Source organism: Streptomyces sp. WP-1 (genome assembly GCF_030450125.1).
Classification (GTDB): Bacteria; Actinomycetota; Actinomycetes; order Streptomycetales; family Streptomycetaceae; genus Streptomyces; species Streptomyces incarnatus.
This window is the reverse complement of the sequence record NZ_CP123923.1, coordinates 3,595,829-3,621,356: the sequence shown is the minus strand read 5'-3', so window position 1 is coordinate 3,621,356 and position 25,528 is coordinate 3,595,829. Positions and strand designations below refer to the sequence as shown.

The following is a 25,528-nucleotide window of genomic DNA, read 5'->3' as shown; positions in this document are numbered from 1 at the left end:
ACGCTCGCCGCCATGACTGAACTGCTGCGGCGAGGCAGGGCCTCTTTGGCGTTCGCCTTCTTCGCCCAGGGCGCCGCCTTCGCCCTGCTGGTGACGCGCATCCCCGCCATCCAGGACCGGTACGGCATCTCCGATGCCCTGCTACCGGTCTTTCTGGCTGCCGTGCCGGTGCTCGCGGGCGTCGGCAGCGTCACCACCGAGCAGTTGGTCAAGCGGGTCCGGCCCAGCCGGCTGCTGCGCTGGTCCCAGCCGGTGGTGCTGCTCGCGCTGCTGGCCGCCGGGGCGGGCGGACAGGGGCAGTTGGCCGCGGTGGCGGTGGCGCTCGGGGTGTTCGGGCTGGCGGTGGGGATGCTGGACGCCTCGATGAACATGCTCGGGGTCAGCCTCCAGCGGTCGTACGGCCGCAGCATCATGCTGAGCTTCCACGCCGCGTACAGCCTGGGCGGCATCGTCGGCGCCTCGCTCGCGTGGGCCGGGGCGCACTGGCAGCTCGCGCTGTGGGTGTCGTACCTGCCCGTGGTGGCGGTCCTGCTGCCGGCGACGCTCGTGGGCAGCCGGTGGTACGTCGACGGGGACGCGGCGGCGCCGGTGGCGCGGGGAAGCGGCGGAGGGGGCGTGGTCTTCCGGCTGCTGCTGCCGCTGTGCCTGGTGATGACCTTCGCGTACATCGGGGACTCGACGGTCTCCAACTGGAGCGCGAAGTACCTGAAGGACGTGCTCGGCAGCTCGGAGCAGCTGGCGACGGTGCCGTACAACGTGTACATGGTAACCACGCTGGTCGGGCGGGCCCTGGGGGACTTCGGGGTACGGCGGTTCGGCGCGGCGGCGGTCGTACGGCTCGGGGCGCTGGTGGCGGCCGGGGGGTTCGCGGTGGTGGCCGCGGCGCCCGGGGCGTGGGTGGGGATGCTCGGGTTCACGCTGCTGGGCCTCGGGCTGTGCGTGCTGGTGCCGCAGACCTTCGCGGCGGCCGGGCGGCTGTTCCCCGGGGCGTCGGACGCGGCGGTCGCGCGGCTGAACATCTTCAATTACGTCGGATTCCTGGTCGGATCGCCGTTGGTGGGCGCGGTGGGAGACGCCTGGAGCTATCGCGGGGCGATGCTGCTCCCGATGGTGTTGGTGCTGGTGACGCTCGTGTACGCCGGGTCGTTCGCGACGAGTGCGGGCCGATACGGTGGCGGGCATGAGCGGCCGCGCACAGCTGATGTGGGACGAGGCAGTAACGGGCTATGACTTCGGCCACGGGCACCCGATGGACCCGGTACGGCTGGCGCTGACCCGGAAGCTGATCGGTGCCCTGGGGGTCGACCGGGAGCTGGAGATCGTCGCGGCGAAGCCGGCCGGGGAGTCCACGCTGCGCCTCGTCCACCGGGACGACTACATCGAGGCGGTGAAGGCCGCGTCGGCGGATCCGGCGGGCGCCGACACCTCGTACGGGCTCGGGACGCCGGACGATCCCGCGTTCGCCGGGATGCACGAGGTGTCCGCGCTGATCGCGGGGCAGTCGGTGGCGGCGGCGGAGGCGGTGTGGCGCGGCGAGGCCCTGCACGCCGTGAACTTCACCGGCGGGCTGCACCACGCGATGCCGGGGGCCGCGTCCGGGTTCTGCGTGTACAACGACGCGGCGCTCGCCATCGCGCGGCTGCTGGAACTGGGCGTCGAGCGGGTCGCGTACGTGGATGTGGACGTGCACCACGGGGACGGGGTGCAGGCCGCGTTCTGGGAGGACCCGCGGGTGCTGACGATCTCGGTGCACGAGCATCCCCGCACGCTGTTCCCGCAGTCCGGGTGGCCGCAGGAGACCGGCGCCGGGGCGGGGGAGGGCGCGGCGGTGAATCTGCCGCTGCCGGCCGGGACGGGGGACGCGGGGTGGGTGCGGGCCTTCCACGCGGTGGTGCCGGAGCTGCTCGCGGACTTCCGGCCGCAGGTGCTGGTCTCCCAGCACGGGGCGGACACGCACTTCGAGGATCCGCTCGCGCATCTCGCGGTCTCGCTGGACGCGCAGCGGGCGGTGCAACTGGCGTGCCATGAGCTGGCGCACGAGTACGCCGACGGGAAGTGGGTCGCGCTGGGCGGGGGCGGTTACGCGGTGGTGGAGGTCGTGCCCCGCTCCTGGACGCATCTCGTGGCGATCGCGGCGGGGCGGCCGGTCACCCCGGAGACGGTGATCCCCGAGGGCTGGCGCCAGGAGGTCTACGCCCGCACCCGCGAGCTGGCCCCCCAGCGGATGACGGACGGCCGCTGGCCGGTCTCCTGGGCCCCGTGGGAGGGCGGTTACGATCCCGCCGACCGCCTGGACCAGTCCGTCCTGGCGACCCGCCGCTCGGCGTTCCCCCTGCGGGGCCTGCTCCCCTAGAAGAGCCCCGGAACACGGGCGGGCCCCCGGAACGCCCTACGGGACCTCTTACGCCAACCGTGCGCAAATCCCCCGGTATTTCCCTTACGGGCCCCTGCCATGGGCCACCATCGCAAGCGTGTTGGCCTACCTGTCCGCCGCCCGGCTGGCCGGGGTCGTCGAGACGCCGCGGGAGCGGAGTCTGCGGAGGTACCGTCAGTTCGCGGCCCGCGATCCCCGGGTGCTGCTCGGGATCGACCCGCAAGGGGCCTGGGGCGAGCCGGAGTTGCTCGCGTTGATGGCGCGCAGGTGTGGTGTTTCGGCCGATCCCCGGCACCGCTCGGGGCCGGATGTGATCGATCCGGTACGGACGCTCGCCGCGCTGGACGCCTTCGCGGAACGGCTCGGGGCGGCTGCGCGGCGTCACACACCGGTGCTGTTCGGCACCGGGCACCCCCGCTCGCTGCTGGGTTTCTACGCCGCCCTCGCGGACGCCCTCTCGGCGGCGGGATGTGAGGTCCTCACCCCCGCGCAGGGTCGCTGTGTCGACATATTGACCCGGTTCGGTCTACGCACGCACCGCGTCGACTACGTACGACGCGTCGCGTTGGTGCGGGAAACCGGGAGCGGGCGCCCCGGTTGTGAGCCAGGCGCGCACTGCCATTCCCCGCTGCCGGTCAGGGTCGTCCTGGAGGCCGCGGCGGTCGCCGGCACACCGCTGCCCGAGCTGGTCGTCGGCGACCACGGCTGGCTCTGCGGCGCAGGTCAGCTGGGGTTCGAGGCGATCGGTCCGGCCGACTCCGACGATCCCGCGCCGTTCGTCGGCCAGGCGCAGGGCGCCGTCCGCGTCGTCGTACCCCTGGACGACGGAGTCCGGTCTAGTCACTACCTGCCACTCACCCGCTACGTACTCAAACGCGCGTGTCTGTCACAGTAGGCCGCCGATGGGTGCACCTCTTCCCCACTCGCATCACCCGCCCCTAGTCTGGGGAGTGAGCACGCAACGACGAAGAGTCACCGGAAGGGGAAGCCGGTGGCCGTCGAGTGCGGAAGGTGCAGGTGTGTCATGGCCGCAGCTGGCGAGAGGCCTCTGAACGAGGTTCAGTTCCTGACCGTGGCGGAGGTCGCCACGGTGATGCGAGTGTCGAAGATGACCGTGTACCGCCTGGTGCACAGCGGTCATCTGCCCGCGATCCGGGTGGGGCGGTCCTTCCGTGTCCCCGAACAAGCGGTCCACGAGTACCTCCGCGACAGCTATGTGGGGGTGGAGACGGCCTGACGATCCCCTCCGGGGGATCCCCGGAGACCCTCGATTACGACCTCAGCGCTCGGTTGGGTAGGCTAGCCCCTCGTAGGTCGTGTGGGCCCATGGCGCCCAAACAACCGAGTGATGAGAAGTGAGCGAGGGTAGTCGTGGGCTCTGTTATCAAGAAGCGGCGCAAGCGGATGGCCAAGAAGAAGCACCGCAAGCTGCTCAAGCGCACGCGCGTTCAGCGCCGCAACAAGAAGTAAGCGGCGACGCGAGAGCGTGTCCTGTGGCCCCCCATCGGCAATGATGGGGGGCCACAGGCGTATCCCCGGCGACCCGGTGGTGATCCGGCCGACTCCGGCCGGGGAATTTCCGTCACCTCGCGCATCGGGCAGTCATCACAGCGCGACGTCCACCCGCTAAGTTGGCCCCCACGGGGAACGCGGAACGGGAGTAACGCGGGAAGAAAGGCGCTGATCTTGGGCAAGGTCGTGCTCGTCACCGGGGCCGCCCGGCAGCTGGGCGGCCGGTTCGTGCGGCGGATCCAGCGGGACCCGGAGGTCGAGCGGGTGATCGCGGTGGACGCGGTGCCGCCCGCGCACCAGCTGGGCGGAGCCGACTTCATCCAGGCCGACATCCGGCAGCCGAGCATGGCCCGGGTGCTCGCCGAGACCGGCGCCGACACCGTCGTACACCTCGATGTCACCGGCACCGCGCTGGGCGGCGGCAACCGCGCCACGGTGAAGGAGACCAACGTCATCGGCACCATGCAGCTGCTCGGCGCCTGCCAGAAGTCGCCGGCGGTGCAGCGGCTGGTGATCAAGTCCAGCACCAATGTGTACGGCTCCGCGCCGCGCGATCCCGCCGTGTTCACGGAGACCACCCCGGCCAAGTCGCTGCCCAGCGGCGGGTTCGCGAAGGACACCGTCGAGGTCGAGGGGTATGTGCGCGGGTTCGCCCGGCGGCGGCCCGATGTGGCCGTGTGCGTGCTGCGGTTCGCCAACATCCTCGGTCCGGCCGCGGACACCCCGCTCGCCTCGTACTTCGCGCTGCCGGTGCTGCCGACCGTGTTCGGCTACGACCCGCGGCTCCAGTTCGTGCACGAGGACGACGTGGTGGAGGTGCTGCGGCTCGCCTCGCACGAGCCGCGCCGGGGCACCCTCAACAGCGGCACGTTCAACATCGCCGGGGACGGGGTGCTGCTGCTGTCGCAGTGCTCCCGGCGGCTCGGGCGGCCCACCGTGCCGCTGCTGCTGCCCGCGGTCACCTGGGCCGGCTCCCTGGTCCGTACGCTGGGTATGACGGACTTCTCACCGGAGCAGTTCAGACTGCTGACCCATGGGCGGGTCGTGGACACCGTCCAGATGCGCGAGACGCTGGGGTTCACGCCCCGTTGTACGACGGCGGAGGCGTTCGCGGACTTCGCCCGGGGCCAGGGCGCGGGGCTGCTGCCGCCGGAGGCCGTCGCGGGAGCCGTCGACCGGATCGCCGCGCTCGCCCTGCCGGGCGGCGGCCGGCCCACGACGCAGAGCGCCGACCGAGGAGCGCGGTAACGATGGCGGACGCCAAGGTCATTCCCTTCGACGACGACCGGTCCCGGGGGAGCGGGAGCGGCAGTGGTCCGCAGCGGCCCGGGAGACGGCGGGGCGCGGGTGGCCGGCGCGGTGGTCGCGGCGACGCCGGGGCCGGTGAGCTGGGTGAGGTGCAGCGGCTGCCGGGGCGGGGGCCGACGGCGGAGGACGGCCCGGCGGGCGAGGACGAGCGGCCGGTGGAACCGTCCGTGCCCGCCGACGAGGGCGGCCTGGAGCGGCGGGTGGCGGCCGGGCTGTCGTTCCTGCGGCGCCGGCTGACCGGGGAGTACGAGGTCGACGACTTCGGGTACGACGCGGAGCTGACCGACCAGGTCCTGATGTCGCTGCTGCGCCCGGTGTACGAGAAGTACTTCCGGGTCGAGGTGAAGGGCGTCGAGAACATCCCGGACAAGGGCGGGGCGCTGATCGTCGCCAACCACTCCGGGACGCTGCCGCTGGACGGCCTGATGATGCAGGTCGCGGTGCACGACCGCCATCCCGCGGGCCGGCATCTGCGGCTGCTCGCGGCCGATCTGGTGTTCGTGCTGCCGGTGGTCAACGAGCTGGCGCGCAAGCTCGGGCACACCCTGGCGTGCGCGGAGGACGCGGAACGGCTGCTGGAGCAGGGCGAGCTGGTGGGGGTGATGCCCGAGGGGTTCAAGGGCATCGGGAAGCCCTTCAGCGAGCGGTACAAGCTCCAGCGGTTCGGGCGGGGCGGGTTCGTGTCGACGGCGATGCGGCAGGGCGTGCCGATCATTCCGTGCTCGATCGTCGGGGCGGAGGAGATCTATCCGATGATCGGCAACGCGAAGACCCTCGCGCGGGTGCTGGGCATCCCGTACTTCCCGCTGACCCCGACGTTCCCCTGGCTCGGGCCGCTGGGCGCGGTGCCGCTGCCCACGAAGTGGACGATCCAGTTCGGCGAGCCGATCCCGACGGACGGGTATCCGCCGGAGGCGGCCGAGGACCCGATGCTGATGTTCAACCTCACGGACCAGGTGCGGGAACAGATCCAGCACACCTTGTACAAGCTGCTGGTGCAGCGCCGGTCGGTCTTCTTCTGACGCGCTCCACGACGACGAGGGCGCCCCCGCTCGGGTGGGGGCGCCCTCGCTGTCGTACTCCCCTAATTCGCCTGGTCGTTGTCGATCCCCAGGCCCGGGAGCAGGCCCGGGAGGAGCGGGGGGAGGGTGACGTCGGGGGCGGTGGCCGGGGGTTTGGTGGTGGGCGGGGTGCTGCTGTCGCCGCTGGACTTCGGCGGGTCGAGCAGGCCGCCGGTGCTGCCGCCGAGCAGTCCGTCGTCGGTGCCCTCGCTGGCCGAGCCGGTCGGGTGCTCGGTGGTGGTGTGACCGGTGGACGGGGTGCTGTGGCGCGGCGTGGTGGACCGGGGGGTGCCGGGGGACGCCGGGCCGGAGCCCCGGTGCGTGCCGCCGCCCTGGGAGGGCTGCGGCGGCAGCAGGGACTGCAGCGGGGCGACTTCCTGGTCTATGGCGTCGAACACCGACGACACCTGCTGTTTGACGTCCCCGAGCTGTACCGGGAGCTTGTCGCTCAGCGCGCTCCAGGCCTCGCGGTGGGACCGGGAGAACGCGGACAGCGCCTGGATCGGGCCCAGCTGGTCCGGATCGGCCTCATAGGCCGCGTGCAGCAGCCGGTGGCCCTCGCTGACGTCGTGCTGCATCCCGGACAGGGTGCGGCGGATCTCGCCGATGGACTCGTGGTCGAGATGGCCGCCGCGGCCGCGCTCCATCAGCCGACGGGCCTCCCCGAGCCGGGTGGAGGCCTGGTCGAGGTAGACCTGGCCGCGCTGGTCCTCGCCGTTGCTCAGGTAGTCGAGCTTGAAGTTCTCGATGCCGCGTTTCAGTCCGTACAGCGAGTCGCCGGGCAGGGCGTGGGAGCTGGCGGCGGCGACCCCGCCGAAGGCTCCCGCGGCCACGCCCACGCTGAGTCCGCCGGCCGCGAGGCCCTTGGTCAGCCTGGTCCGCGGCCGGAGTTTGCCCAGCGGGCTCGCCCGGTGCGCGCCCTTGGCTTTCCGCTGACCCGGTACGGTCGGCTCCGCCCCGGTCCCCTCCTGGAGCATGGCCTCCATCGCGGCCACCAGCTGTGCGCGCTGGACGACCTTGACGTCGGGGTCGAGCTGCGGCCTGGGCAGCGCGCCGAGTCCGTCCGCGAGGGCCAGCAGACGGCCCCGCTCGGTCAGTTCCTCGGTGGTCGGCGGGGAACCCGCCGGTTCGTCGGACTGCTCGGCCGCCGTGTCCCGGTCGGGCTGCTCCTCCAGGGCCTGGGCGAAGGCGTTCGCCCGCCGGTGCGCCGATACGTTCGCGATCACTGGCGGCACCTCCTCTCGTCATGACGGTCGACTCCCCAGGGGGTCCTGAGGGTTGCACGCCCCCGGCCGATCCACCCGATCGAGCGATGGGCCGGCCGGGAGGTGACCACAGGGAGCCTGTATCCCGCACAACGACTGGCGCGGCACTTGGGTTACGGACCCCGGCCGATCCGTGCGGAAAGTCAACGCGCCTTTACGGTAGGTGAGTTGGCGGTCGCCCGGAGTGGCGGCCCGGGGGCGGGTGCTTTCAGCGGGCGTCGTCCGGCAGCAGCCGGGCGAGGGTGCGCACGGCGCGGTACTGGAGGGTCTTGATCGCGCCCTCGTTCTTGCCCATGACCCGGGCGGTCTCCGCGACCGAGAGGCCCTGGAGGAAGCGGAGCGTCACGCACTCCTGCTGCTGCGGGTTGAGGCGTCGTACGGCGTCCAGGAGGGCGGCGTTCGACAGGGACTCCAGGACGGAGTCCTCCGGTGAGCGCTCGACCTCGTTGGCGTCCAGCATCTCGCCGGTGGTGACCTCCAGCCGGAAGCGGCTGGACTTGAAGTGGTCGGCGACGAGGTTGCGGGCGATCGTCACCAGCCAGGCGCCGAAGTCGCGGCCCTGCCAGGTGAAGGTGCCGATCCGGCGCAGGGCGCGCAGAAAGGTCTCGCTGGTCAGGTCCTCGGCGGTGGCGCGGCCGCCCACCCGGTAGTAGATGTACCGGTAGACGGTGTCGCTGTACTGGTCGTACAACCGTCCGAAGGCCTCGGCCTCGCCCGCCTGGGCGCGCTCGACCAGATCCATCATCCGGGCGCTGTCGCTGTCGGCGGCCGGACGGCGGGCGGTGGTGGCGCCACCGGTGCCGCCGGTGCCCACGGCGCGGCCGCGTCTGGCGATGGCGGCACCGCCGTCGGCCAGTGCGTAGCACGGGCCCGTGGGCGCGGCGATGGCGAAGGCGGCGAAGGCAGGGACGGTGAGCGCGGTGGGGACGAGGCCGCGCAGCAGCGTCTCTTTGACCGTTGCGACAGTTGCGCGCAGCGTAGCCAGGCCCGAGGCGTCAACCCCGACGTGTGGGTACACGGGACTCCCAGAGGCAGAGCTTTCATCACGTGCAGTGCGGAACCGTTCACCCGTCGTAGCGACGGAGGGGTACCGGTTTGCGTCTGAGGAGAATAACGCTTCGTGCAGGCCCTGCTACACCGAGTTGCTCAAATCACCGATTGCGTCGCATCTGTAACCGATTGTTGCCCTATCCCGTTCCGCAACCTGATCACTTCTTGACCGAAAAAGGGCGTGTTTCGGCAAACTCCAGGACATCTTGAAATGGCCGCGGCATAATTCCGGGCGCGTGGACGTGTCCCGAAGGGGCGCGGGGAACTGTGTGACCGGCCACGACGCAACCCGCACCCGGCAGCGGACCGCACCTTCTAGGGCGAGGCCCGGTCGGCGGAGACTTATCGGCGCCGGCGACTCAAAGCGATCGCCGCCGCGGTGCCACCGGCCACCGCGCCGACGCCCGCCGCCGCCGGGATCCCCACCCTCGCCGCCTTGCGCCCCGTGCGGTAGTCCCGAAGCCGCCAGTCCTTCTCCCGCGCGTGCTTGCGCAGCTTCGCGTCCGGGTTGATGGCGTACGGGTGGCCGACGAGCGACAGCATCGGGATGTCGTTGTGGCTGTCGCTGTACGCCGCGCAGCGGGCGAGGTCGAGACCCTCCGCCGAGGCCAGCGCGCGCACCGCCTCCGCCTTGGCGGGCCCGTGCAGCGGCTCGCCGACCAGCCGGCCGGTGTAGATGCCGTCGACCGACTCCGCGACCGTCCCGAGCGCCCCGGTCAGCCCCAGCCGGCGCGCGATCACCGTGGCGATCTCCACCGGCGCCGCCGTGACCAGCCACACCTTCTGCCCGGCGTCCAGGTGCGCCTGGGCGAGCGCGCGGGTGCCCGGCCAGATGCGGTCGGCCATGTACTCGTCGTAGATCTCCTCGCCGATGGTCTGGAGCTCGACGACGCGGTGACCCTTGACGATGGACAGCGCCGAGTCGCGGGCGTCCTGCATGTGCTCGGGGTCCTCGACCCCGGCCAGCCGGAACCACGCCTGCTGCCAGGCGAAGCGTGCCAGGTCGCGGGTCTCGAAGAACTTCCGCTTGTACAGGCCGCGCCCGAAGTGGAAGATCGCGGCGCCCTGCATCACGGTGTTGTCGAGGTCGAAGAAGGCGGCCGCGCTGGTGTCGCCGATCACGGGGAAAGCAGGTTCCTCCGCGTCGGCCCGCGCGGTCTCCTGTGCCTCCTCCGAGGATTTGCGGGCGGCCTCCGCAGAAGCCTCGCCTGCCAACACGCTCCGCGCCGTGGCGGAGCGCCTACGGGGAGTGAGCCATCCGAGAGCGGCCATGTCGTGAGCATAGCCAGTCTGTTCGGTGCGTCCGGAGTCGAGAGGTTCGAAGGCCGTGAACTCCGGGTGAGGCGAGGGTCGAACCGGATGCGCGGGGGCCGCGCGCGAGAATGGCCGGTATGAGCCCACTCTTCCGACGTAACGGCGACAAGAACGCGAAAGCGGAGCCCGGCGAGCGGCTGGTCACGCTGATCCGCAAGCCCGGCTGCCATCTGTGCGACGACGCGCAGGCCGTGATCGAGAAGGTCTGCGGGGAACTCGGGGTGCCCTGGGACCAGAAGGACATCGGCGAGGACAAGGCGCTGTACGACCGGTACTGGGAGCAGATCCCCGTCGTCCTGGTCGACGGCGAACAGCACACCTTCTGGCGCGTGAACGCCGACCGGCTCCGCAAAGCACTGACCGACTAGTCCAACTGGTCCCGAAAGTCGCTTAGGATCTACGGGCGGTTTGGTCTCGGGGGCGGGATTCGTGAGGAGCGTGTGCGGTTTTGCCCCCAGTAACGAAGGCACGCCGGTGTGTGGCCGCTGGTTCCCGCCAGCGGCGCGAAAGGTGCGTGACCCCGGTCACTTCTGCCGGGCAAATCGGACACCATCTTTGTGCACGCGTTCACAAAGACATAGCCTGCTGTCGACGGGGCGGTCTGGGGACGCACGACCGCCCGCAGCCCCGCTCTACCATCAGGAGCACCGTGGCAACTGGCCGAACACACCGACCGGCGACCCGCAGCCGAGGGATTCCCGAGGCCACCGTCGCCAGGCTTCCGCTGTACCTCCGAGCCCTGACCGCGCTGTCCGAGCGCTCGGTGCCCACGGTCTCCTCCGAGGAACTGGCCGCGGCCGCGGGGGTCAACTCCGCCAAGCTGCGCAAGGACTTCTCGTACCTGGGCTCCTACGGAACGCGCGGTGTCGGCTACGACGTGGAGTATCTCGTCTACCAGATCTCCCGCGAACTCGGCCTCACCCAGGACTGGCCGGTTGTCATCGTCGGTATCGGCAACCTCGGCGCCGCCCTCGCCAACTACGGCGGGTTCGCCTCCCGCGGCTTCCGCGTGGCCGCCCTGATAGACGCGGACCCGGGCCTGACCGGCAAGCCGGTCGCGGGCATCCCGGTGCAGCACACGGACGACCTCGAAAAGATCATCAAGGACGACCGGGTCTCCATCGGCGTCATCGCCACCCCGGCCGGCGCCGCCCAGCAGGTCTGCGACCGGCTCGTGGCCGCCGGGGTCACCTCCATCCTGAACTTCGCGCCGACCGTGCTGTCCGTGCCGGACGGCGTCGACGTGCGCAAGGTCGACCTGTCGATCGAACTCCAGATCCTCGCCTTCCACGAGCAGCGCAAGTCCGGCGAGGAGACCGCGGCCGGCGACGGTGGCAAGGCCGCCGCCGTCACCCCGCGCGACGACGCCGACCAGGGGCCCGACGGGGACGTCCCCGCCGTGATGCCCGCATGAGCCTCCTCGTCGTCGGACTGAGCCACCGCAGCGCCCCGGTCAGCGTGCTGGAGCGGGCGGCGCTGAACGCGGACGCCCAGACCAAGCTGCTGCACGACACGGTCGCCGCCGAGCCCGCCACCGAGGCCGCGGTGCTCGCCACCTGCAACCGCATCGAGCTGTACGCCGACGTGGACAAGTTCCACGCGGGCGTGGCCGAGCTGTCCACGCTGCTCGCCCAGCACAGCGGCGTCGGCCTGGAGGAACTGACCCCCTACCTGTACGTCCACTACGAGGACCGGGCCGTCCACCACTTCTTCTCGGTGGCCTGCGGCCTGGACTCGATGGTCGTCGGCGAGGGCCAGATCCTCGGCCAGATCAAGGACTCCCTGGCCCGCGCCCAGGACCTGCACACCGCGGGCAAGCTGCTGAACGACCTGTTCCAGCAGGCCCTGCGGGTCGGCAAGCGCGCCCACTCCGAGACCGGCATCGACCGCGCGGGCCAGTCCCTGGTCACCTTCGGCCTGGAGCAGCTGGCCGCGGGCGGCGACGTCCAGCGGTGGGCGGCCGGCCGCCGGGCGCTGGTGATCGGCGCCGGTTCGATGTCCTCGCTGGCCGCCGCCACGCTCGCGCGGGCCGGGGTCGCCGAGATCGTCGTGGCCAACCGCACCTTCGACCGTGCCGAGCGCCTCGCCGGGATCCTCCAGGAGGCCGACGACAACGCGGTGACCGCCCGTGCGGTACGGATGAACGCCGTGCCGGACGAGCTGACACGTGCCGACGTCGTCGTCTCCTGTACCGGGGCGACCGGCCTGGTGCTCACGGCGGAGTCGGTCGCGCAGGCCGTCGAGGGCCGCACCGGGCAGCCGGCCGTCACCGAACCCGCTGTCACGGCCGTGAAGCCCGAGGCCCCGCAGCCCGCCGCGGCCGACGAGAACTGCCCCCTCGACCTGGCCGCCGCCCAGCCCGGCTTCTCCGTCCTCGGCGAGGCCGCCGTGGCCGGCATGGACGCGGCCACCCTGGAACAGCACGCGACCTGGGCCGCGGGGGGCACCACCGACCGGCGCCCGGCGAGTGGTCGTACCACCGAGACCCCCGAGGCCGACGCCGAGCTGATCACCGCGCTCGCCGCGACCGCCGCCACCGTGGGCCGGATCCCCGAGCGGCGCCGCCCCGAGCCGGTCGCCGAGCGCCCCGCGCCCGTCGTCTTCCTCCTCGACCTGGCCATGCCCCGCGACATCGACGCCGCCGTGCACCGCCTCGCCGGGGTGCGCCTGGTGGACATCGAGTCGCTCGCCGAGGCCTCCGCCGACGCGCCGATGGCGGCCGACGTGGACCAGGTGCGGCGTATCGTCTCCGACGAGGTCGCGGCCTTCGGGGCGGCCATGCGGGCGGCGCACATCACGCCCACCGTGGTCGCGCTGCGCACCATGGCCGCGGACGTCGTCGCCGCCGAGATCGCGCGGCTGCACGGCCGCCTGCCCGACCTGGACGACCGCCAGCGCGGCGAGATCCGCCAGGCCGTGCACCGGGTCGTCGACAAGCTGCTGCACGCGCCGACGGTGCGGATCAAGCAGCTCGCGGCCGAGCCCGGCGGCACCGGGTACGCGGACGCGCTGCGCACCCTGTTCGACCTCGACCCCGAGACGGTCGCCTCCGTCTCCCGGGCCGAGGACAGCACAGAAACGAAGGACCGACCGGCATGAGTGACAAGGCACTGCGACTGGGAACCAGGCGGAGCAAGCTCGCCATGGCCCAGTCCGGTCAGGTGGCGGAGGCCGTCCGCCGGGTGACCGGGCGACCGGTCGAGCTGGTCGAGATCACGACGTACGGCGACACCTCCCGCGAGCACCTCGCGCAGATCGGTGGCACCGGCGTGTTCGTCACGGCGCTGCGCGACGCGCTGACGCGCGGCGAGGTCGACTTCGCCGTTCACTCGCTCAAGGACCTCCCCACGGGCCAGCCCGAGGAACTGGTCCTGGCCGCCCTGCCGGAGCGCGAGGACCCGCGGGACGTGATCGTCGCCCGCGACGACCTGAAGTTCACCGACCTGCCGCGCGGCGCCCGCATAGGCACCGGCTCCCCGCGCCGCATGGCACAGCTGAACGCGTACGCCCGCGCCCACGGACTGGACATAGAGACGGTCCCGATACGCGGCAATGTGGACACCCGCATCCGGTACGTCCGCGACGGCGAGCTGGACGCGGTCGTCCTGGCCGCCGCCGGACTCAACCGGATCGGCCGCATCGAAGAGGTGACCGACTTCCTGTCGGTCGACACGGTTCTGCCCGCCCCCGGCCAGGGGGCCCTGGCGATCGAGTGCGCAGCCCAGCGCGCGGACCTGATCGCGGCGCTCGGCGAGCTCGACGACCCGTTCACACGGGCCGCCGTGACCGCCGAACGGTCACTGCTCGCCGCCCTGGAGGCCGGTTGCAGCGCACCTGTGGGTGCGCTGGCCGACTTGTTGGGGGGCGGCCAGTTTGTCAAGGAAATGCGCCTGCGCGCCGTCGTCGGGACCACCGACGGCGCCCGCATGGTGCAGTTGTCCACCACCGGTCCCGTGCCCCAGACGCACGAGGGTGCGCTGGCACTCGGTAGCGACCTCGCCACCGAGATGCTCGCCCAGGGCGCGGCCGGTCTGATGGGGGAGCGAGCACATTGAGCCCCACCGCCCTTCCTGCCGCCGGTCCGGAACACGGGCACGTCACCTTTCTCGGTGCCGGACCCGGGGATCCGGGACTGCTGACTCTGCGCGCCGTGGAGGCACTGTCGAACGCGGACGTCCTGATCGCCGAGCCCGAGGTGCTCGATGTGATCCGGACGCACGCGCGGCAGGGCGTCTCCGTCGTGCACACCGACGGGGACCTGTCCACGTCGCCACCGGGCACGCCGCAGCTCACGGTCGTTGACGGCACGTCAACCACCGCCGCTGCCCCGTCTCCTGCCCGGGATGCCGCTCATCTTGTCATGGAGGCCGCGCGGGGCGGCAGGCGGGTGGTGCGTGCGGTCCCGGGTGACCCCGGGCTCGACACGGACGCCGCCGAGGAGATGCTGGCGTGCGCCGCCGCCGGGGTGCCCTTCGAGGTCGTACCCGGCGTCGCGGCCGCGGTCGGTGTGCCGGCGTACGCCGGTGTGCCGCTGCGGGACGCGGACGGCGCGGACGTCCGGTTCGTGGACGCCCGTACCGCCTCCGACCGCTGCTGGACCGAGGTCGGCGCCTCCGACGGCACGGTGGTCGTCTCCACGACCCTGGACGCGGTGGCCGCCGCGGCGGGCGAGCTGGTCTCGTCCGGCCGCAAGCCGGACACCCCGCTGACGGTCACCGTCGCCGGTACGACGACGCGCCAGCGCACCTGGTCCGCGACGCTCGGCACCATCGCGCAGACGCTGAAGCAGGCGAAGGTGCTGCCCTCGCCGGACGGCGGCCGCCCGGTGATAGCCGTGGTCGGCGAGCGTTCCGCCGCCGCCCGGCGCGACCAGCTGTCCTGGTTCGAGTCCAAGCCGCTGTTCGGCTGGAAGGTGCTGGTGCCGCGCACCAAGGAGCAGTCGGCGGCGCTCTCCGACCAGCTGCGCTCCTACGGCGCGGTGCCGCACGAGGTCCCCACCATCGCGGTGGAGCCGCCGCGCACGCCCCAGCAGATGGAGCGCGCGGTCAAGGGCCTGGTCACCGGCCGCTACGAGTGGATCGCCTTCACGTCGGTCAACGCGGTGAAGGCGGTGCGGGAGAAGTTCGAGGAGTACGGCCTCGACGCTCGGGCCTTCGCGGGTATCAAGGTGGCCGCGGTGGGCGAGCAGACGGCTCGCGCGCTGATCGCCTTCGGCGTGAAGCCGGACCTGGTGCCGAGCGGTGAGCAGTCGGCCGCCGGTCTCCTGGAGGACTGGCCCCCCTACGACCCGGTCTTCGACCCGATCGACCGTGTCTTCCTGCCCCGAGCCGACATCGCCACGGAGACCCTGGTGGCCGGGCTGATCGAGCTGGGCTGGGAGGTCGACGACGTCACGGCGTACCGCACCGTGCGCGCCTCGCCCCCGCCGGCCGAGACCCGTGAGGCGATCAAGGGCGGCGGCTTCGACGCGGTCCTGTTCACCTCGTCCTCCACGGTCCGCAACCTGGTCGGCATCGCGGGCAAGCCGCACAACGTGACGGTGATCGCCTGCATCGGCCCCGCGACGGCGAAGACGGCCGAGGAACACGGCCTGCGCGTCGACGTCATGGCCCCGGAACCCTCGGTCGCCAAACTGGCCGAGGCCCTGGCCGACTTCGGCGCGAAGCGCCGGGACGCGGCGCTGGAGTCGGGCGACACGGTGACGCGCCCGAGCGAGCGGCGACCGGGGGCGCGGCGGCGTCGTTCGACCACGTGAACCGGCCCACCCGCCCACCCGAAGCTCTTGCTGACGGGTGGGCGGGTGGCTTTTACCGTCAGCGCTTCGACGCGTACGGCAGGAAGCTCGCCCAGGTGGTGGGGGTGAGGGCGAGGCGGGGGCCGGTGGGGTTCTTGGAGTCGCGGACGAGGATCTGCTCGGGAACGGCAGCTACTTCGACGCAGTCCGGTCCTTCCGGCGTGCTGTAGCTGCTCTTTATCCACTCCAGCTTCATGTCTCTCCAAGCACTTTCTCGATGAGGGCCGACGACTTTCGGGGGCTGAGAGCCTGTGCTCGGATGATTCCATAGCGCATCTCTAGGAACTGCACCTCTTTTGGGTTGGTGATCACCCGGCTGAGGTCCTGCACTTCCACATGGCCGACCGTGGTGCCGTCGTTGAGTCTGAGCAGCCTGAACGACCCGCCGAGACCTGAGTTCTCCTCCAGGCTCAGCGGAAGTACTTGTAGGTCGACGTGGGCCAACTTAGCCACCTCCAACAGCTGTTCGAGCTGTCTACGCATGACCATCCTGCCCCCGATGGGCCGACGAAGCGTCGACTCGCACTGCACGAAGCTGAAGGCAGGCCAGGGCGACGTCTCGCTGATGATCTCCTGTCGGGCCAGTCGGGCGGCGATGCGCTGCTCCAGCTCCTCCTGCGTGAATACCGGCCTACGTGCCTGGAGGCCGACCCGTGCGTACTCCTCAGTCTGCAACAACCCGTGTACTACGGAGTTGTTGTAGGCGCACAGCTCGGTCGACTCCGCCTCAAGTTTCTTCAGATCCCGTACCTTCTTGGGGTACCGGACCTCCTCCAGGTCCGTCCTCATCGCGGAGATCTTGCCCTCGGCCCGCAACGCTTCGTCCGCGGCGTCGAGATACTCGGGGCGGGGGATCCGTCGCCTTCTCTCCACCGAGGAGACCAGTTCCTCCCCGTACCCGATCAGCGTGCCGAACTCCGCCTGGGTGAGGCCCGCCGCCTCGCGCCACAGCTTCAGTTGCCGGGCCACCGTGCGAATGACGGCTCCGGCCTCCTCGTCCTCCAGTTCCGCGTCCCAGTCGCTCACGTCCGCCGCCCTCCCGTCGCTTCCTGCCGGGCCCAACCACGGACGCGCGCCTCCGGTCACGCCGTACAGCCCGGACGGATCCGGACAACTCACGGACAGGCACTGGTCGCACGGGCCACCGATATTCACAGGCTACGCAGGCGCGGCCACGCTGCGTGATGTGAATCAGGAAACTCAGCAGGCCGCGCTGGCGCAAAAGCCACCGCGCCAGTTCTCCGTACCGCTGTCCGCCACCCGCAGGGGCGCCCGCCTGGCGCGGCTCCTCGCGGTCGAGCAACTGGAGTCATGGGGCGTCCCGCTGGACCCGGCACGGCTGATCGTGGCCGAGCTGGCGGCGAACGCCGTGCTGCACGGCCGGGTCCCGGGCCGCAGCTTCCGCCTGACCCTGGCGGTACCGGCCCCGGGCCTCCTGCGCATCGAGGTCACGGACACCCGCGCGGAATCCCTCCCGGTCCGCAACCCCGCCCCCTCCGAATCCGGCTACGGCCTCCTCCTGGTCGACACCCTGTCCACCCGCTGGGGCATCCGCCGGGGCCCGGTGCCGTGCAAGACGGTGTGGGCCGAGTGCGCGTTCGCTCCGCTCGGATCGCCCGGAACGGCGTGATCAGGAAGCGATGCCGAGTTCGGCGTGGGCGCGGTCGAAGAAGTCGCGGACGGACGGCTCGCGCCGCCAGGGGGCGAGGGCGGTGCTGAACTGGCGGACGTAGTCCTTGGCCCGGGAGGACCGGACTCGGGCCAGGATGTCGACGGACCGGTTGCCCAGTTCGAGGCCGTGGTCGAGGTCGCGGGCCTGGAGGTGGGCGGTCCCGACGATCGCGAGGCGCATCCCGACCGAGCGGGTGAACACGCCGGCCGGCATGGCGGCGGCCTGCCGGTCCCAGGCGAGAGCGGCTTTGGGGATCTTCAGGTCCCGGAAGACCTCCGTGGCGTCGGCGGAGAGGCGGGCATGGCGGTAGAAGTCGATCCAGGCGGGCTCCGGTCCGCCCGCGGCATCGGCCCGGCTCAGGAGATTCTCGGAGGCCGCGAGGGCTCGCGAGGCGGCCCTGACGGCACCGTCGCGGGCGTGGGCGCGGGCCTCGATCAGCTTGGTGAAGGCCAGAACCCTCGGCGCGGCCTGCCCTTTGGCCCGCTCGAAGGCGCCCTGTGCCATGTCGATGGCCTCATTGACGAAGCCCCTCATCAGGGACTGCATGGCCATCGTGGTCAGCACATAGCAACCGAGCTGGATGTCCCCGCCCGCACGGGCCAGGCGGAGGGCCTGGATGAAATGCCGCTGGGCGGCGTCGTGTTGGCCGACGTCGAACGCGGTCCAGCCGGCCAGGCGCGACAGTTCGGCGGTGACGGAGAACAGCTCACGGCCGACGGCATCGGTGAAGGAACCTCGCAGCAGCGGGGCGGCCCGCTCCTGGAGGCAGACGGTCACGGAGTCGGCCTTCCAGCTCCCGCCGCCGTACTTGGAGTCCCAGCGCCGGGCCTCGTCCGCCGCGTCCCGGAGTTCGGCGAGGTCGGCCTGGCCGACCTGTCGGCCGCCGCGGTGATCGGCGGAGCCGTCGGCAGGAGTGACCAGCCAGCGGGTCACGGGGGTGGTGAACGCGGACGCGGCGAAGCTTGATCCGGCCAGGAAGTCTCGGCGGTTCACGGAACTCCAGAAGGCAGTGGCCTCTTGGACCGCTTCGGCACGGTCCCGTGGGAAATCCAACCCCACCCGCGCGTGCGGTGTCTCCGCCTCGGCCATGCCGATCTCGGCGAGTGCCACCGGCCGGCCGAGCCGTTCGCCGAGGGCCCCGGCGATCAGCCTGGGCACCGGCCACTTCGGGACCATCCCCCGCCGGCACCAGTTGGCGACGGAGGTGTGCGAGTAGTCCGTGGTCAGGCCGGCCCCTTGCGCAAGCTGGTTGATGCGCAGGGCAAGAGACTTGTTGCTGGCTCCGCTGGCCTCGATGAGCCGGGCCAGGTCCGCGTTCGGCGGCCGTGTCCGGCGGACGGTCGATGTCACGACCTGCTCCCTTGACCTTCGCTGAGTACGGAAGCGCACACGCGGTGCTCCCGCATCGGGTCACCGAGGGTATTGCCCCACGGGCTCGGGGCGAATCGGATCCGCGAGCTGTGAGCCCCCCTGCGAGCCCTCCCGACCGCCCCGGCCGACGGGTGTGATGAGGGTCCGGGCCGCCGCCGACCGGGAGGACCCGCCGTCGGCGGCCGCCGTCAGGCATCACGACGTCACGCTCGGGGGTGACCCAGATGTGCGGAATCGCAGGACTGGCCGGAGGCGACGCCGTCCGGCACGTGAAGACCGTGGTGGCGATGGGCGATTCGCAGCACCACCGCGGTCCCGACGGCACCATGCACACCGCCGCCGGGGACGGGCGGGCGGTGCTGGCCATGAACACCCTGCTGATCGTCGAGCCGCAGGCTGTGCCCGGTCCCTACCTGGACGGGGCCACGGGCGTCCTCCTGGCCTTCAACGGGGAGATCTACAACTGGCGGCAGCAGGCCACCGCCTGGGGCATCGAGGTCGGCGAGCGGGATTCGGACGCCCACTTCCTGCTGCGGGCCTGGGCCAAGATCGGGCCGCCCTGCCTGGACGGGCTGGACGGCATGTTCGCCCTCGCCGTCTACGACCCCCGGACCGGGGAGCTGTTCCTGGCACGCGACCGGCTCGGTGAGAAGCCGCTCTACTGGCGCCTCGACGGCGGCCGGCTGGCGTTCGCGTCCGAGGTGACCACGCTGACCGGCTACGGTCCGGCCCCCTTGGTCCTACGTCCCGAGGTCACCGCGATCGAGACCCCCGTCGGCGCCGACACCCCGTTCCAAGGCGTCCAGTTACTGGCCCCGGCCACCTTACTGTCGTTCGACGTCACCACCGGCTCCCTCGACCAGACGACCTGGTGGCGCCTGGAGAACCGAGCCCCGTTCACCGGCACCTACACGGAGGCTCTGGCCAGGTTCTCCACGATCCTGGCCGAGCAGATCCCGCTCAGGTCCCCGGCCTGCGACTTCGCCCTCCTCCTCTCCGGTGGACTGGACTCGGCGGTGCTGGCCCACCTGATGCGGCCGCCGGTCTGCGTCACCGTCCGTTACCCGGGCCACGACCGCCTGGACGAGTCCGTCACGGCCGCCGCGATCGCCCGGGATATCAAGGCCGAGCTGGTGGTGGTCGAGCCGGGCCCCGCCGACTTCGCCGCAGCTCTGCCGCACATGATGCGAGCCCTGGACTACCCCATGGGCAACGCGTCCACGTTCTCCGAGTACATGGCCTACAAGAAGGTCTCCGACCTGGGCCTTCGGGTCGTGGTCGGCGGGCTGGGGCCGGACGAGTTCCTGATGGGCTACGTCCGCCAGGCCTTGGTCCTCTTCGGTCCCGACGCCGTCCTGAACGCCGGACTGGCGGCATACCGGCCGCTGGCCGCCAAACTTATGCACACCGCGGGCGAGCCCCTGGACCCGGTGGAGGCCGTCACCCGGCTGATCCTTCGCGGGCCGGACCCGGACGGACGGGTCAGGGACCTGGCCGCCGACGCAATGGCCCGCGCGGGCGGAGACGTGGCCCGCGGCCTGACCCTGGCCGACCTCGCGACGGCCTGGCGGCCGCTGGTGATGACCAGCGACAAACTCGCGTCCGCCTTCGCGCTCGAACGCCGGTCCCCCTATCTCGCCCGTGACCTGGTCGAGTTGTCGTACCGGCTTCCCGTCGAGCACAAGATCATGGATCCGGCCCAGGGCAAACGGATCCTGCGGGACGCCGCCAAGGCCATCGGCCTGCCCCGGGAGGTCTGGGGCGGCCGGGACAAGTTCGGCTTCGCCTCCCCGGTCCCCGCCTGGCTCGACGGTGACCTCGCCGCATGGGCCGATGACCGGATCAACGCCGCCCTCGCCGACGCGCCCACAGGATTCCGGCCCCTCCTCAAGAGGGGTCTGGCCCGCGGCGGCCGGTACGAACGCACCCGTATGCAGGCACTCATGGCGGCCGCCTGGGTCCGCGACCAGACGGTGAGGTCCGCCGCCGCGTGATCCCCAACTGCCCCACTAGCGTGTCGGAATGCACTCCGACACCACCGCGAACCCGGACCCGGGCGCCGCCCGTGGCGCGGTCGCGATCCTCACCAACCGCTGCGGCGAACTCCTCCTCCACCTGCGCGACGACCTTCCGGGAGCCATCGCCTGGCCCGGCCACTGGAGCCTGCTCGGCGGCGGCTGCGACCCCGGCGAGGACCCGCTCACCGCGATCGTCCGCGAACTGGACGAGGAAGCGGGTCTGGCGGCCCTGGAGCTGACCGAGCTGTTCGAGATACGGGACGCCTGGGGCTCCGGGCAACTCATCACCTTCTTCGCCGGAAACTGGGACGGCGACGAGACCGCGCTGCCTCTCACCGAAGGTGTCAAGCTCCGGTTCTTCGCCCCCGAGCACCTCGACATCCTCACGATCCCGCCGTTCATCCGGAACGGGATCCACCGCCACCTGGCCGCCAGGCCCTGCTGAGTTCCCCGGCCCTTCGGAACGGGAGCCGAGCCGGGCTGTCGGCCGCCCCACTCGAAGGGACACCTCCCCGATGAAGATGACCGTCGTCGGCTGCGGCTACCTCGGTGCCACCCATGCCGCCTGCATGGCCGAACTCGGCCACGAGGTCCTGGGCATGGACCGCGACAGCGACAAGGTCCGCGCCCTCAACACCGGCAGGGCGCCGTTCTACGAGCGCGGCCTGGACGACCTCCTCGCCCGGCACACCGCGTCCGGCCGGCTGAAGTTCACCGCCTCCTACCAGGAAGCCGCCGACTTCGCCGACCTGCACTTCGTCGGAGTCGGCACGCCGCAGCGGCCCGACGGCCGCGGCTACGACCTGAGCCATCTCTTCGACGCCCTCACCGGACTGGCCCCTGGCCTGACCCGCCCCGCCGTCATCGCGGTCAAGTCGACCGTCCCCGTCGGTACCGCGCCCCGGGTCGCCGGACTCCTGCACGAGCATGCGCCCGCCGGGAAGGGCATCGAGGTCGCCTGGAACCCCGAGTTCCTGCGCGAATCCCGCGCGATCGAGGACACCCTGCGGCCCGACCGGCTCGTCCTCGGCTTCGGCGCCCCGCGCTCCTGGGCCGAGACGATGCTGCGCGAGGCTTTCGCGGGGATCGTCGAGACCGGGGTGCCGGTGATCGTCACCGACTGGGCCACGGCCGAACTCGCCAAGGGCGCGGCGAACTCCTTCCTCGCCACCAAGATCTCCTTCATCAACGCGATGGCCGAGGTCTGCGAGAAGTCCGGCGCCGATGCCGCCGGACTCGCCGGCATCCTCGGCCATGACATCCGTATCGGCCACCAGGGCATGCGGCCCGGCCTCGGGTTCGGCGGCGGCTGCCTGCCCAAGGACCTGCGCGGCTTCGTCGACCGGGCTGGGGAACTCGACGCCGAGCAGGCCGTCGGGATCCTGCGCGAGGCCGACGCGGTCAACGCCCGCCGCCGTCAGCGGGTCATCGATCTGGCCCGCGAGGAACTCGGCGGCGACCTGCGGGGCAAGCGGGTCACCGTCTGGGGGGCCGCCTTCAAGCCCGGGACCGACGACGTCCGGGACTCGCCCGCTCTCGCCGTCGCGCAGACCCTGTGCGACCTCGGCGCCGCCGTCACCGTGTCCGACCCGAGGGCCCTCGACAACGCCCGTAAACTCCACCCCCGACTCGACTACGCCGAGGACCCCGTCGCCGCCGCCCGGGACTGCGACCTCCTCCTGCACCTGACCGAGTGGCCCCAGTACGCCGACATCGCCCCTGAGCGACTGACCGGCTGCGCCTCCGTCCTCAAGGCCATCGACGCCCGCGGCACCCTCGACCTCGACCAGTGGCAGAACGCCGGCTGGCACATCCGAACCCTCGGCCGCGCCTGACCGGCGGGGGCATGATGAACTCCGAGGACCGACAGCTCGTCAGCCCTTTCCCCGCGCACCGGCTGGTCGACTCCGCGCTCCCTCTGTGCGCGGGGCAGTCGGAGAGCGTCGCGCGCTAGCCTGGGAATTCGACCGTCCGGCATGGTGGGCGGGCTCACGGGGAGGGGACGCGTGCGGGCTTGCCGCCGGACCTCAAGGTCATAGCCGACGGCATGATCAAGGCATCCATGCACATGGTGGACACGGTGATGGTCGGCGACGACGATGCCGGGAATGCCTTCGCGAAGGTGTACAAACCGGCGGCTGCGACCACACTGGACAAGATCAGGTTCAGCGCGTATGTGATGGGCGAAACCGGTAAGGGACTGATGCGCACGCTGCGGGAGCTCATGGCCCAGGAAAGTGCCATTGTCTCGTCCGTTCTCGGGCAGCAGTTGGCCCTCACCTAAGGCATGGGAAACCCCGCGAAGGACTGTGCCGAGAGCTTCCTCGGCCTGGGGCAGGAGCTTCCTGAGGTCACCGGTGAGACCGCTTGGTACGTGGCAGGCACCTGGCGCCGGGGAGGGGAACTCATGCTGTGGAGGGCAGGGGTGTGTCAGTCGTATGGGAACGGCCTGGACGAAGTGCGGCCCGGGTGGGGCGGTCGAGCCGTCCCGCCCGGGCCGGGCGGATGCGATCCGGTAATCGGTGTTACGCCGCCGTGCCGCCCGCGTAGTCGCTGCTGAACGTCGTCTCGATGGTCTGCGCCACCGGCTGGGCCACGCCCGCGCCGGTCATGATGATGCCCAACTCCCGGTTGTTGCTCAGGGAGTTGCTGCTGATGTTCATGGAACCGGCCTCCACCGCCTGGGTGGACAGGCCGTAGTCGGCGACCATGGCCTTGGCGTGGATGTAGAAGCCGTCCGGGTCGGAGTAGCCGACGACCGTGCCGCCCGCCGCCTTGACCGCGGAGACCTCGCCGGCGTAGCTCGCGGGGTCTTCGAGGACGACACGGACCTTCACGCCCGCCTTGGCGCGCGCCACGATCGCGTTGACGACCGCGCTGTCGCTGAACTCCAGCTCCTGCACGTCGAGCGTCTTGGTCGCGGCGTCGATGAAGGACACCAGCCGGCCGCGCGAGTCGGTGGGGGACCACAGCAGGTGGTCGCCGTCGGCGGGGGTGACCGAGGTGCCCGCGTAGTCGGCGTCGAAGACCTTCTCGATGGCGGCGACATCGCGGGTGTCGTCGGTGAAGACGCCGTAGTCCCGGCTGGTCGTGTAGTACTGCGAGGTCAGGTTGCCGGTCAGGACGAGCGACTTGGTGCCGTCCACGGTGATCGTCTTCTGGTGGGTGTAGACGTAGGACGAGGAGGACCAGACGACGCCCACGCCCGCGGCGGTCAGCGTCGTGTACGCCGCGTTGTCCTCGCTCTTGTGCTGCCGGTCCAGGACGACCCGGACGGTGACGCCCTTCTTCTCCAGCGCGACCAGGTCGTTGACGGCCGTCGTGTCCTCCAGCTCGTACATCGTCATGTCGAGCTTGCTGGTGGCCGAGTCGATGAAGTCGTAGATCGCCGGCTGGCCGCTACCGGCCCGGGAGAAGGCGAACGCCGAGTACGTCGCCGCGTTCGCGGGGACGGCGGCGGCGGCGACGGCACTGCCGGCGGCGAGGGCGACAGCGGCGCGGGTGAGGGCCTTCCGCAGCATTGCGTGACTCCTTCTGGGAGGCAGGGGGTGTGGTGTCGGGTGCATGACACCACGCGCGTAGAACGCTGGGGAGGCGCGCGGATCCAGAGATGGCCAGGGGGGCGCAAAGACTCGGTATCGGGGTTCCGGTTTGCCCCTCGATGCCGGGCGGCGGGGCCGACAGGGCGTCGGTAAGGAGGGAGAGCGGGCGGGCGTAGCGTAGAAGCCATGACGAAGTACGGATCTTTCCCCGGTACGCGTCCCCGGCGGCTGCGGACCTCGCCCGTTATGCGACGGATGGTCGCCGAGACGCGTCTGCACCCCGCCGACCTGATCCTCCCCGCGTTCATCCGTGAGGGCGTCGGTGAGCCCGTGCCGATCGCCGCGATGCCCGGCGTCGTCCAGCACACCCGCGACAGCCTGAAGAAGGCCGCGGCGGAGGCCGTCGAGGCCGGGGTCTCCGGGATCATGCTGTTCGGCGTGCCGGAGGACGGCAGCAAGGACGCCCAGGGAACGGCCGGTACCGACCCGGAGGGGATCCTCCAGGTCGCGCTGCGCGATGTACGCGCCGAGGTCGGCGACGACCTCCTCGTCATGTCCGACCTGTGCCTGGACGAGTTCACCGACCACGGGCACTGCGGGGTGCTGGACGCCGAGGGCCGGGTCGACAACGACGCCACCCTGGAGCGGTACGCCGAGATGGCCCAGGTGCAGGCCGACGCCGGCGCCCACGTCGTCGGCCCCAGCGGGATGATGGACGGCCAGATCGGCGTCATCCGCGACGCGCTGGACCAGATCGGCCGCGAGGACGTGGCGATCCTCGCGTACACCGCGAAGTACTCCTCCGCGTTCTACGGCCCCTTCCGCGAGGCCGTCGCCTCCTCGCTGCGGGGCGACCGCAAGACGTACCAGCAGGACCCCGCCAACTGGCGCGAGTCCCTGCGGGAGTTGGAGCTGGACCTCGCCGAGGGCGCGGACATGGTGATGGTCAAGCCGGCCGGGCCGTACCTCGACGTCCTCGCGCGCGTCGCGGACGCGGTGGACGTGCCGGTCGCCGCGTACCAGATCTCCGGCGAGTACTCGATGATCGAGGCCGCGGCCGAGAAGGGCTGGATCGAGCGGGACCGGGCGATCTTCGAGACCCTGACGGGGATCAAGCGGGCCGGGGCGCGGAACATCCTGACGTACTGGGCGACCGAGGTGGCGCAGAAGCTGCGCTGAATCGGGCAAGTGCGGGGCGGGCCGAGTGATAGTTGAGGAATCAATTAACTCGGTCCGCTGTTCACGGC

Annotated in this window: 25 protein-coding genes; 18 read left to right on the top strand and 7 right to left on the bottom strand. The window is 71.4% G+C overall.

The genetic code is table 11. The annotated features are described in order from the left end of the window. Nucleotides 1-12 precede the first annotated feature (12 nt). The 7 genes from QHG49_RS15715 to QHG49_RS15685 all read left to right on the top strand — a co-directional run bounded on the left by QHG49_RS15715 (nt 13) and on the right by QHG49_RS15685 (nt 6,216). Entirely contained in the window at nt 13-1,230 is a 1,218-nt protein-coding gene (locus QHG49_RS15715; RefSeq protein ID WP_159703761.1) for an MFS transporter, read from the top strand. Further along, nucleotides 1,181-2,353, top strand: a complete 1,173-nt coding sequence (locus tag QHG49_RS15710) for an acetoin utilization protein AcuC (protein WP_301490081.1) — start codon at nt 1,181-1,183, stop codon at nt 2,351-2,353. The genes QHG49_RS15715 and QHG49_RS15710 overlap by 50 nt, the downstream gene beginning before the upstream one ends. 109 nt (nt 2,354-2,462) lie before the next feature. Further along, entirely contained in the window at nt 2,463-3,269 is an 807-nt protein-coding gene (locus QHG49_RS15705) for a phosphatase (RefSeq protein WP_301492798.1), read from the top strand. A 129-nt stretch (nt 3,270-3,398) separates the two neighbouring features. Continuing rightward, nucleotides 3,399-3,611, top strand: coding sequence for a helix-turn-helix domain-containing protein (locus QHG49_RS15700; RefSeq protein ID WP_046417307.1), 213 nt, complete (start codon nt 3,399-3,401; stop codon nt 3,609-3,611). A gap of 134 nt (nt 3,612-3,745) precedes the next feature. Beyond that, entirely contained in the window at nt 3,746-3,844 is a 99-nt protein-coding gene (locus QHG49_RS15695) for a 30S ribosomal protein bS22 (RefSeq protein WP_003948845.1), read from the top strand. 216 nt (nt 3,845-4,060) lie between these two features. Next, nucleotides 4,061-5,134 (top strand): NAD-dependent epimerase/dehydratase family protein, encoded by a 1,074-nt coding sequence (locus tag QHG49_RS15690; protein ID WP_145492309.1) that lies wholly within the window; start codon nt 4,061-4,063, stop codon nt 5,132-5,134. A 2-nt stretch (nt 5,135-5,136) separates the two neighbouring features. Next, nucleotides 5,137-6,216, top strand: a complete 1,080-nt coding sequence (locus QHG49_RS15685; protein ID WP_301490080.1) for a lysophospholipid acyltransferase family protein — start codon at nt 5,137-5,139, stop codon at nt 6,214-6,216. Between the two features lie 62 nt (nt 6,217-6,278). On the opposite strand, the gene QHG49_RS15680 is transcribed toward QHG49_RS15685, so the two are convergent. From QHG49_RS15680 to QHG49_RS15670, 3 genes are all read right to left on the bottom strand, one after another. Then, the gene (locus QHG49_RS15680; protein WP_301490079.1) at nt 6,279-7,481 is read right to left on the bottom strand and encodes a DUF5667 domain-containing protein; all 1,203 of its coding nucleotides are present in this window, start codon (nt 7,479-7,481) and stop codon (nt 6,279-6,281) included. A gap of 247 nt (nt 7,482-7,728) precedes the next feature. Beyond that, nucleotides 7,729-8,538 carry an ECF subfamily RNA polymerase sigma factor, BldN family gene (locus tag QHG49_RS15675; protein WP_145492304.1) on the bottom strand — a complete coding sequence of 270 codons (810 nt, stop codon included), beginning with the start codon at nt 8,536-8,538 and terminating at the stop codon, nt 7,729-7,731. A 374-nt stretch (nt 8,539-8,912) separates the two neighbouring features. After that, nucleotides 8,913-9,842, bottom strand: a complete 930-nt coding sequence (locus QHG49_RS15670; RefSeq protein WP_145492301.1) for an HAD family phosphatase — start codon at nt 9,840-9,842, stop codon at nt 8,913-8,915. Nucleotides 9,843-9,952: 110 nt separating this feature from the next. Here QHG49_RS15670 and QHG49_RS15665 point away from each other — a divergent pair, with 110 nt between their 5' ends. The 5 genes from QHG49_RS15665 (at nt 9,953) to QHG49_RS15645 (ending at nt 15,639) form a co-directional block, all read left to right on the top strand. Further along, nucleotides 9,953-10,252, top strand: coding sequence for a glutaredoxin family protein (locus tag QHG49_RS15665; RefSeq protein WP_186337985.1), 300 nt, complete (start codon nt 9,953-9,955; stop codon nt 10,250-10,252). A 281-nt stretch (nt 10,253-10,533) separates the two neighbouring features. Then, the gene (locus QHG49_RS15660; RefSeq protein ID WP_037663401.1) at nt 10,534-11,298 is read left to right on the top strand and encodes a redox-sensing transcriptional repressor Rex; all 765 of its coding nucleotides are present in this window, start codon (nt 10,534-10,536) and stop codon (nt 11,296-11,298) included. Then, complete coding sequence (locus QHG49_RS15655; RefSeq protein ID WP_301490078.1) at nt 11,295-12,983, top strand: glutamyl-tRNA reductase; 1,689 nt, start codon at nt 11,295-11,297, stop codon at nt 12,981-12,983. Before QHG49_RS15660 ends, QHG49_RS15655 begins: the two co-directional genes overlap by 4 nt. Further along, complete coding sequence (gene hemC, locus QHG49_RS15650; protein WP_159703773.1) at nt 12,980-13,939, top strand: hydroxymethylbilane synthase; 960 nt, start codon at nt 12,980-12,982, stop codon at nt 13,937-13,939. Before QHG49_RS15655 ends, hemC begins: the two co-directional genes overlap by 4 nt. Further along, entirely contained in the window at nt 13,936-15,639 is a 1,704-nt protein-coding gene (locus QHG49_RS15645; protein WP_159703776.1) for a bifunctional uroporphyrinogen-III C-methyltransferase/uroporphyrinogen-III synthase, read from the top strand. Before hemC ends, QHG49_RS15645 begins: the two co-directional genes overlap by 4 nt. A 58-nt stretch (nt 15,640-15,697) precedes the next feature. On the opposite strand, the gene QHG49_RS15640 is transcribed toward QHG49_RS15645, so the two are convergent. Continuing rightward, nucleotides 15,698-15,874, bottom strand: coding sequence for a DUF397 domain-containing protein (locus tag QHG49_RS15640; protein ID WP_301490077.1), 177 nt, complete (start codon nt 15,872-15,874; stop codon nt 15,698-15,700). Next, nucleotides 15,871-16,704, bottom strand: a complete 834-nt coding sequence (locus QHG49_RS15635) for a DUF5753 domain-containing protein (RefSeq protein ID WP_301490076.1) — start codon at nt 16,702-16,704, stop codon at nt 15,871-15,873. The genes QHG49_RS15640 and QHG49_RS15635 overlap by 4 nt, the downstream gene beginning before the upstream one ends. Before the next feature lie 151 nt (nt 16,705-16,855). On the opposite strand from QHG49_RS15635, the gene QHG49_RS15630 reads away from it, so the two are divergent. Further along, nucleotides 16,856-17,308, top strand: a complete 453-nt coding sequence (locus QHG49_RS15630) for an ATP-binding protein (protein ID WP_301492796.1) — start codon at nt 16,856-16,858, stop codon at nt 17,306-17,308. Here the strand turns inward: QHG49_RS15630 and QHG49_RS15625 are convergent, their stop codons facing one another. After that, nucleotides 17,309-18,700 carry a sporulation protein gene (locus tag QHG49_RS15625; protein ID WP_301490075.1) on the bottom strand — a complete coding sequence of 464 codons (1,392 nt, stop codon included), beginning with the start codon at nt 18,698-18,700 and terminating at the stop codon, nt 17,309-17,311. Nucleotides 18,701-18,945: 245 nt separating this feature from the next. Between QHG49_RS15625 and QHG49_RS15620 the strand changes: the two genes are divergently transcribed. The 4 genes from QHG49_RS15620 (at nt 18,946) to QHG49_RS15605 (ending at nt 23,023) form a co-directional block, all read left to right on the top strand. After that, nucleotides 18,946-20,715 carry an asparagine synthetase B gene (locus tag QHG49_RS15620; protein ID WP_301490074.1) on the top strand — a complete coding sequence of 590 codons (1,770 nt, stop codon included), beginning with the start codon at nt 18,946-18,948 and terminating at the stop codon, nt 20,713-20,715. A 28-nt stretch (nt 20,716-20,743) separates the two neighbouring features. Next, a complete protein-coding gene (locus QHG49_RS15615; RefSeq protein ID WP_301490073.1) occupies nt 20,744-21,184 on the top strand; it encodes an NUDIX domain-containing protein in 441 nt (146 codons plus the stop codon). A gap of 70 nt (nt 21,185-21,254) precedes the next feature. After that, the gene (locus QHG49_RS15610; protein ID WP_301490072.1) at nt 21,255-22,574 is read left to right on the top strand and encodes a UDP-glucose/GDP-mannose dehydrogenase family protein; all 1,320 of its coding nucleotides are present in this window, start codon (nt 21,255-21,257) and stop codon (nt 22,572-22,574) included. A 212-nt stretch (nt 22,575-22,786) separates the two neighbouring features. After that, complete coding sequence (locus QHG49_RS15605) at nt 22,787-23,023, top strand: hypothetical protein (protein WP_301490071.1); 237 nt, start codon at nt 22,787-22,789, stop codon at nt 23,021-23,023. Nucleotides 23,024-23,264: 241 nt separating this feature from the next. Here QHG49_RS15605 and QHG49_RS15600 read toward each other — a convergent pair whose 3' ends face one another. Continuing rightward, nucleotides 23,265-24,260, bottom strand: coding sequence for a phospholipase D-like domain-containing protein (locus tag QHG49_RS15600; protein ID WP_301490070.1), 996 nt, complete (start codon nt 24,258-24,260; stop codon nt 23,265-23,267). A gap of 207 nt (nt 24,261-24,467) precedes the next feature. Between QHG49_RS15600 and hemB the strand changes: the two genes are divergently transcribed. Continuing rightward, nucleotides 24,468-25,460 carry a porphobilinogen synthase gene (gene hemB / locus QHG49_RS15595; protein ID WP_145492284.1) on the top strand — a complete coding sequence of 331 codons (993 nt, stop codon included), beginning with the start codon at nt 24,468-24,470 and terminating at the stop codon, nt 25,458-25,460. Nucleotides 25,461-25,528: the final 68 nt, after the last annotated feature.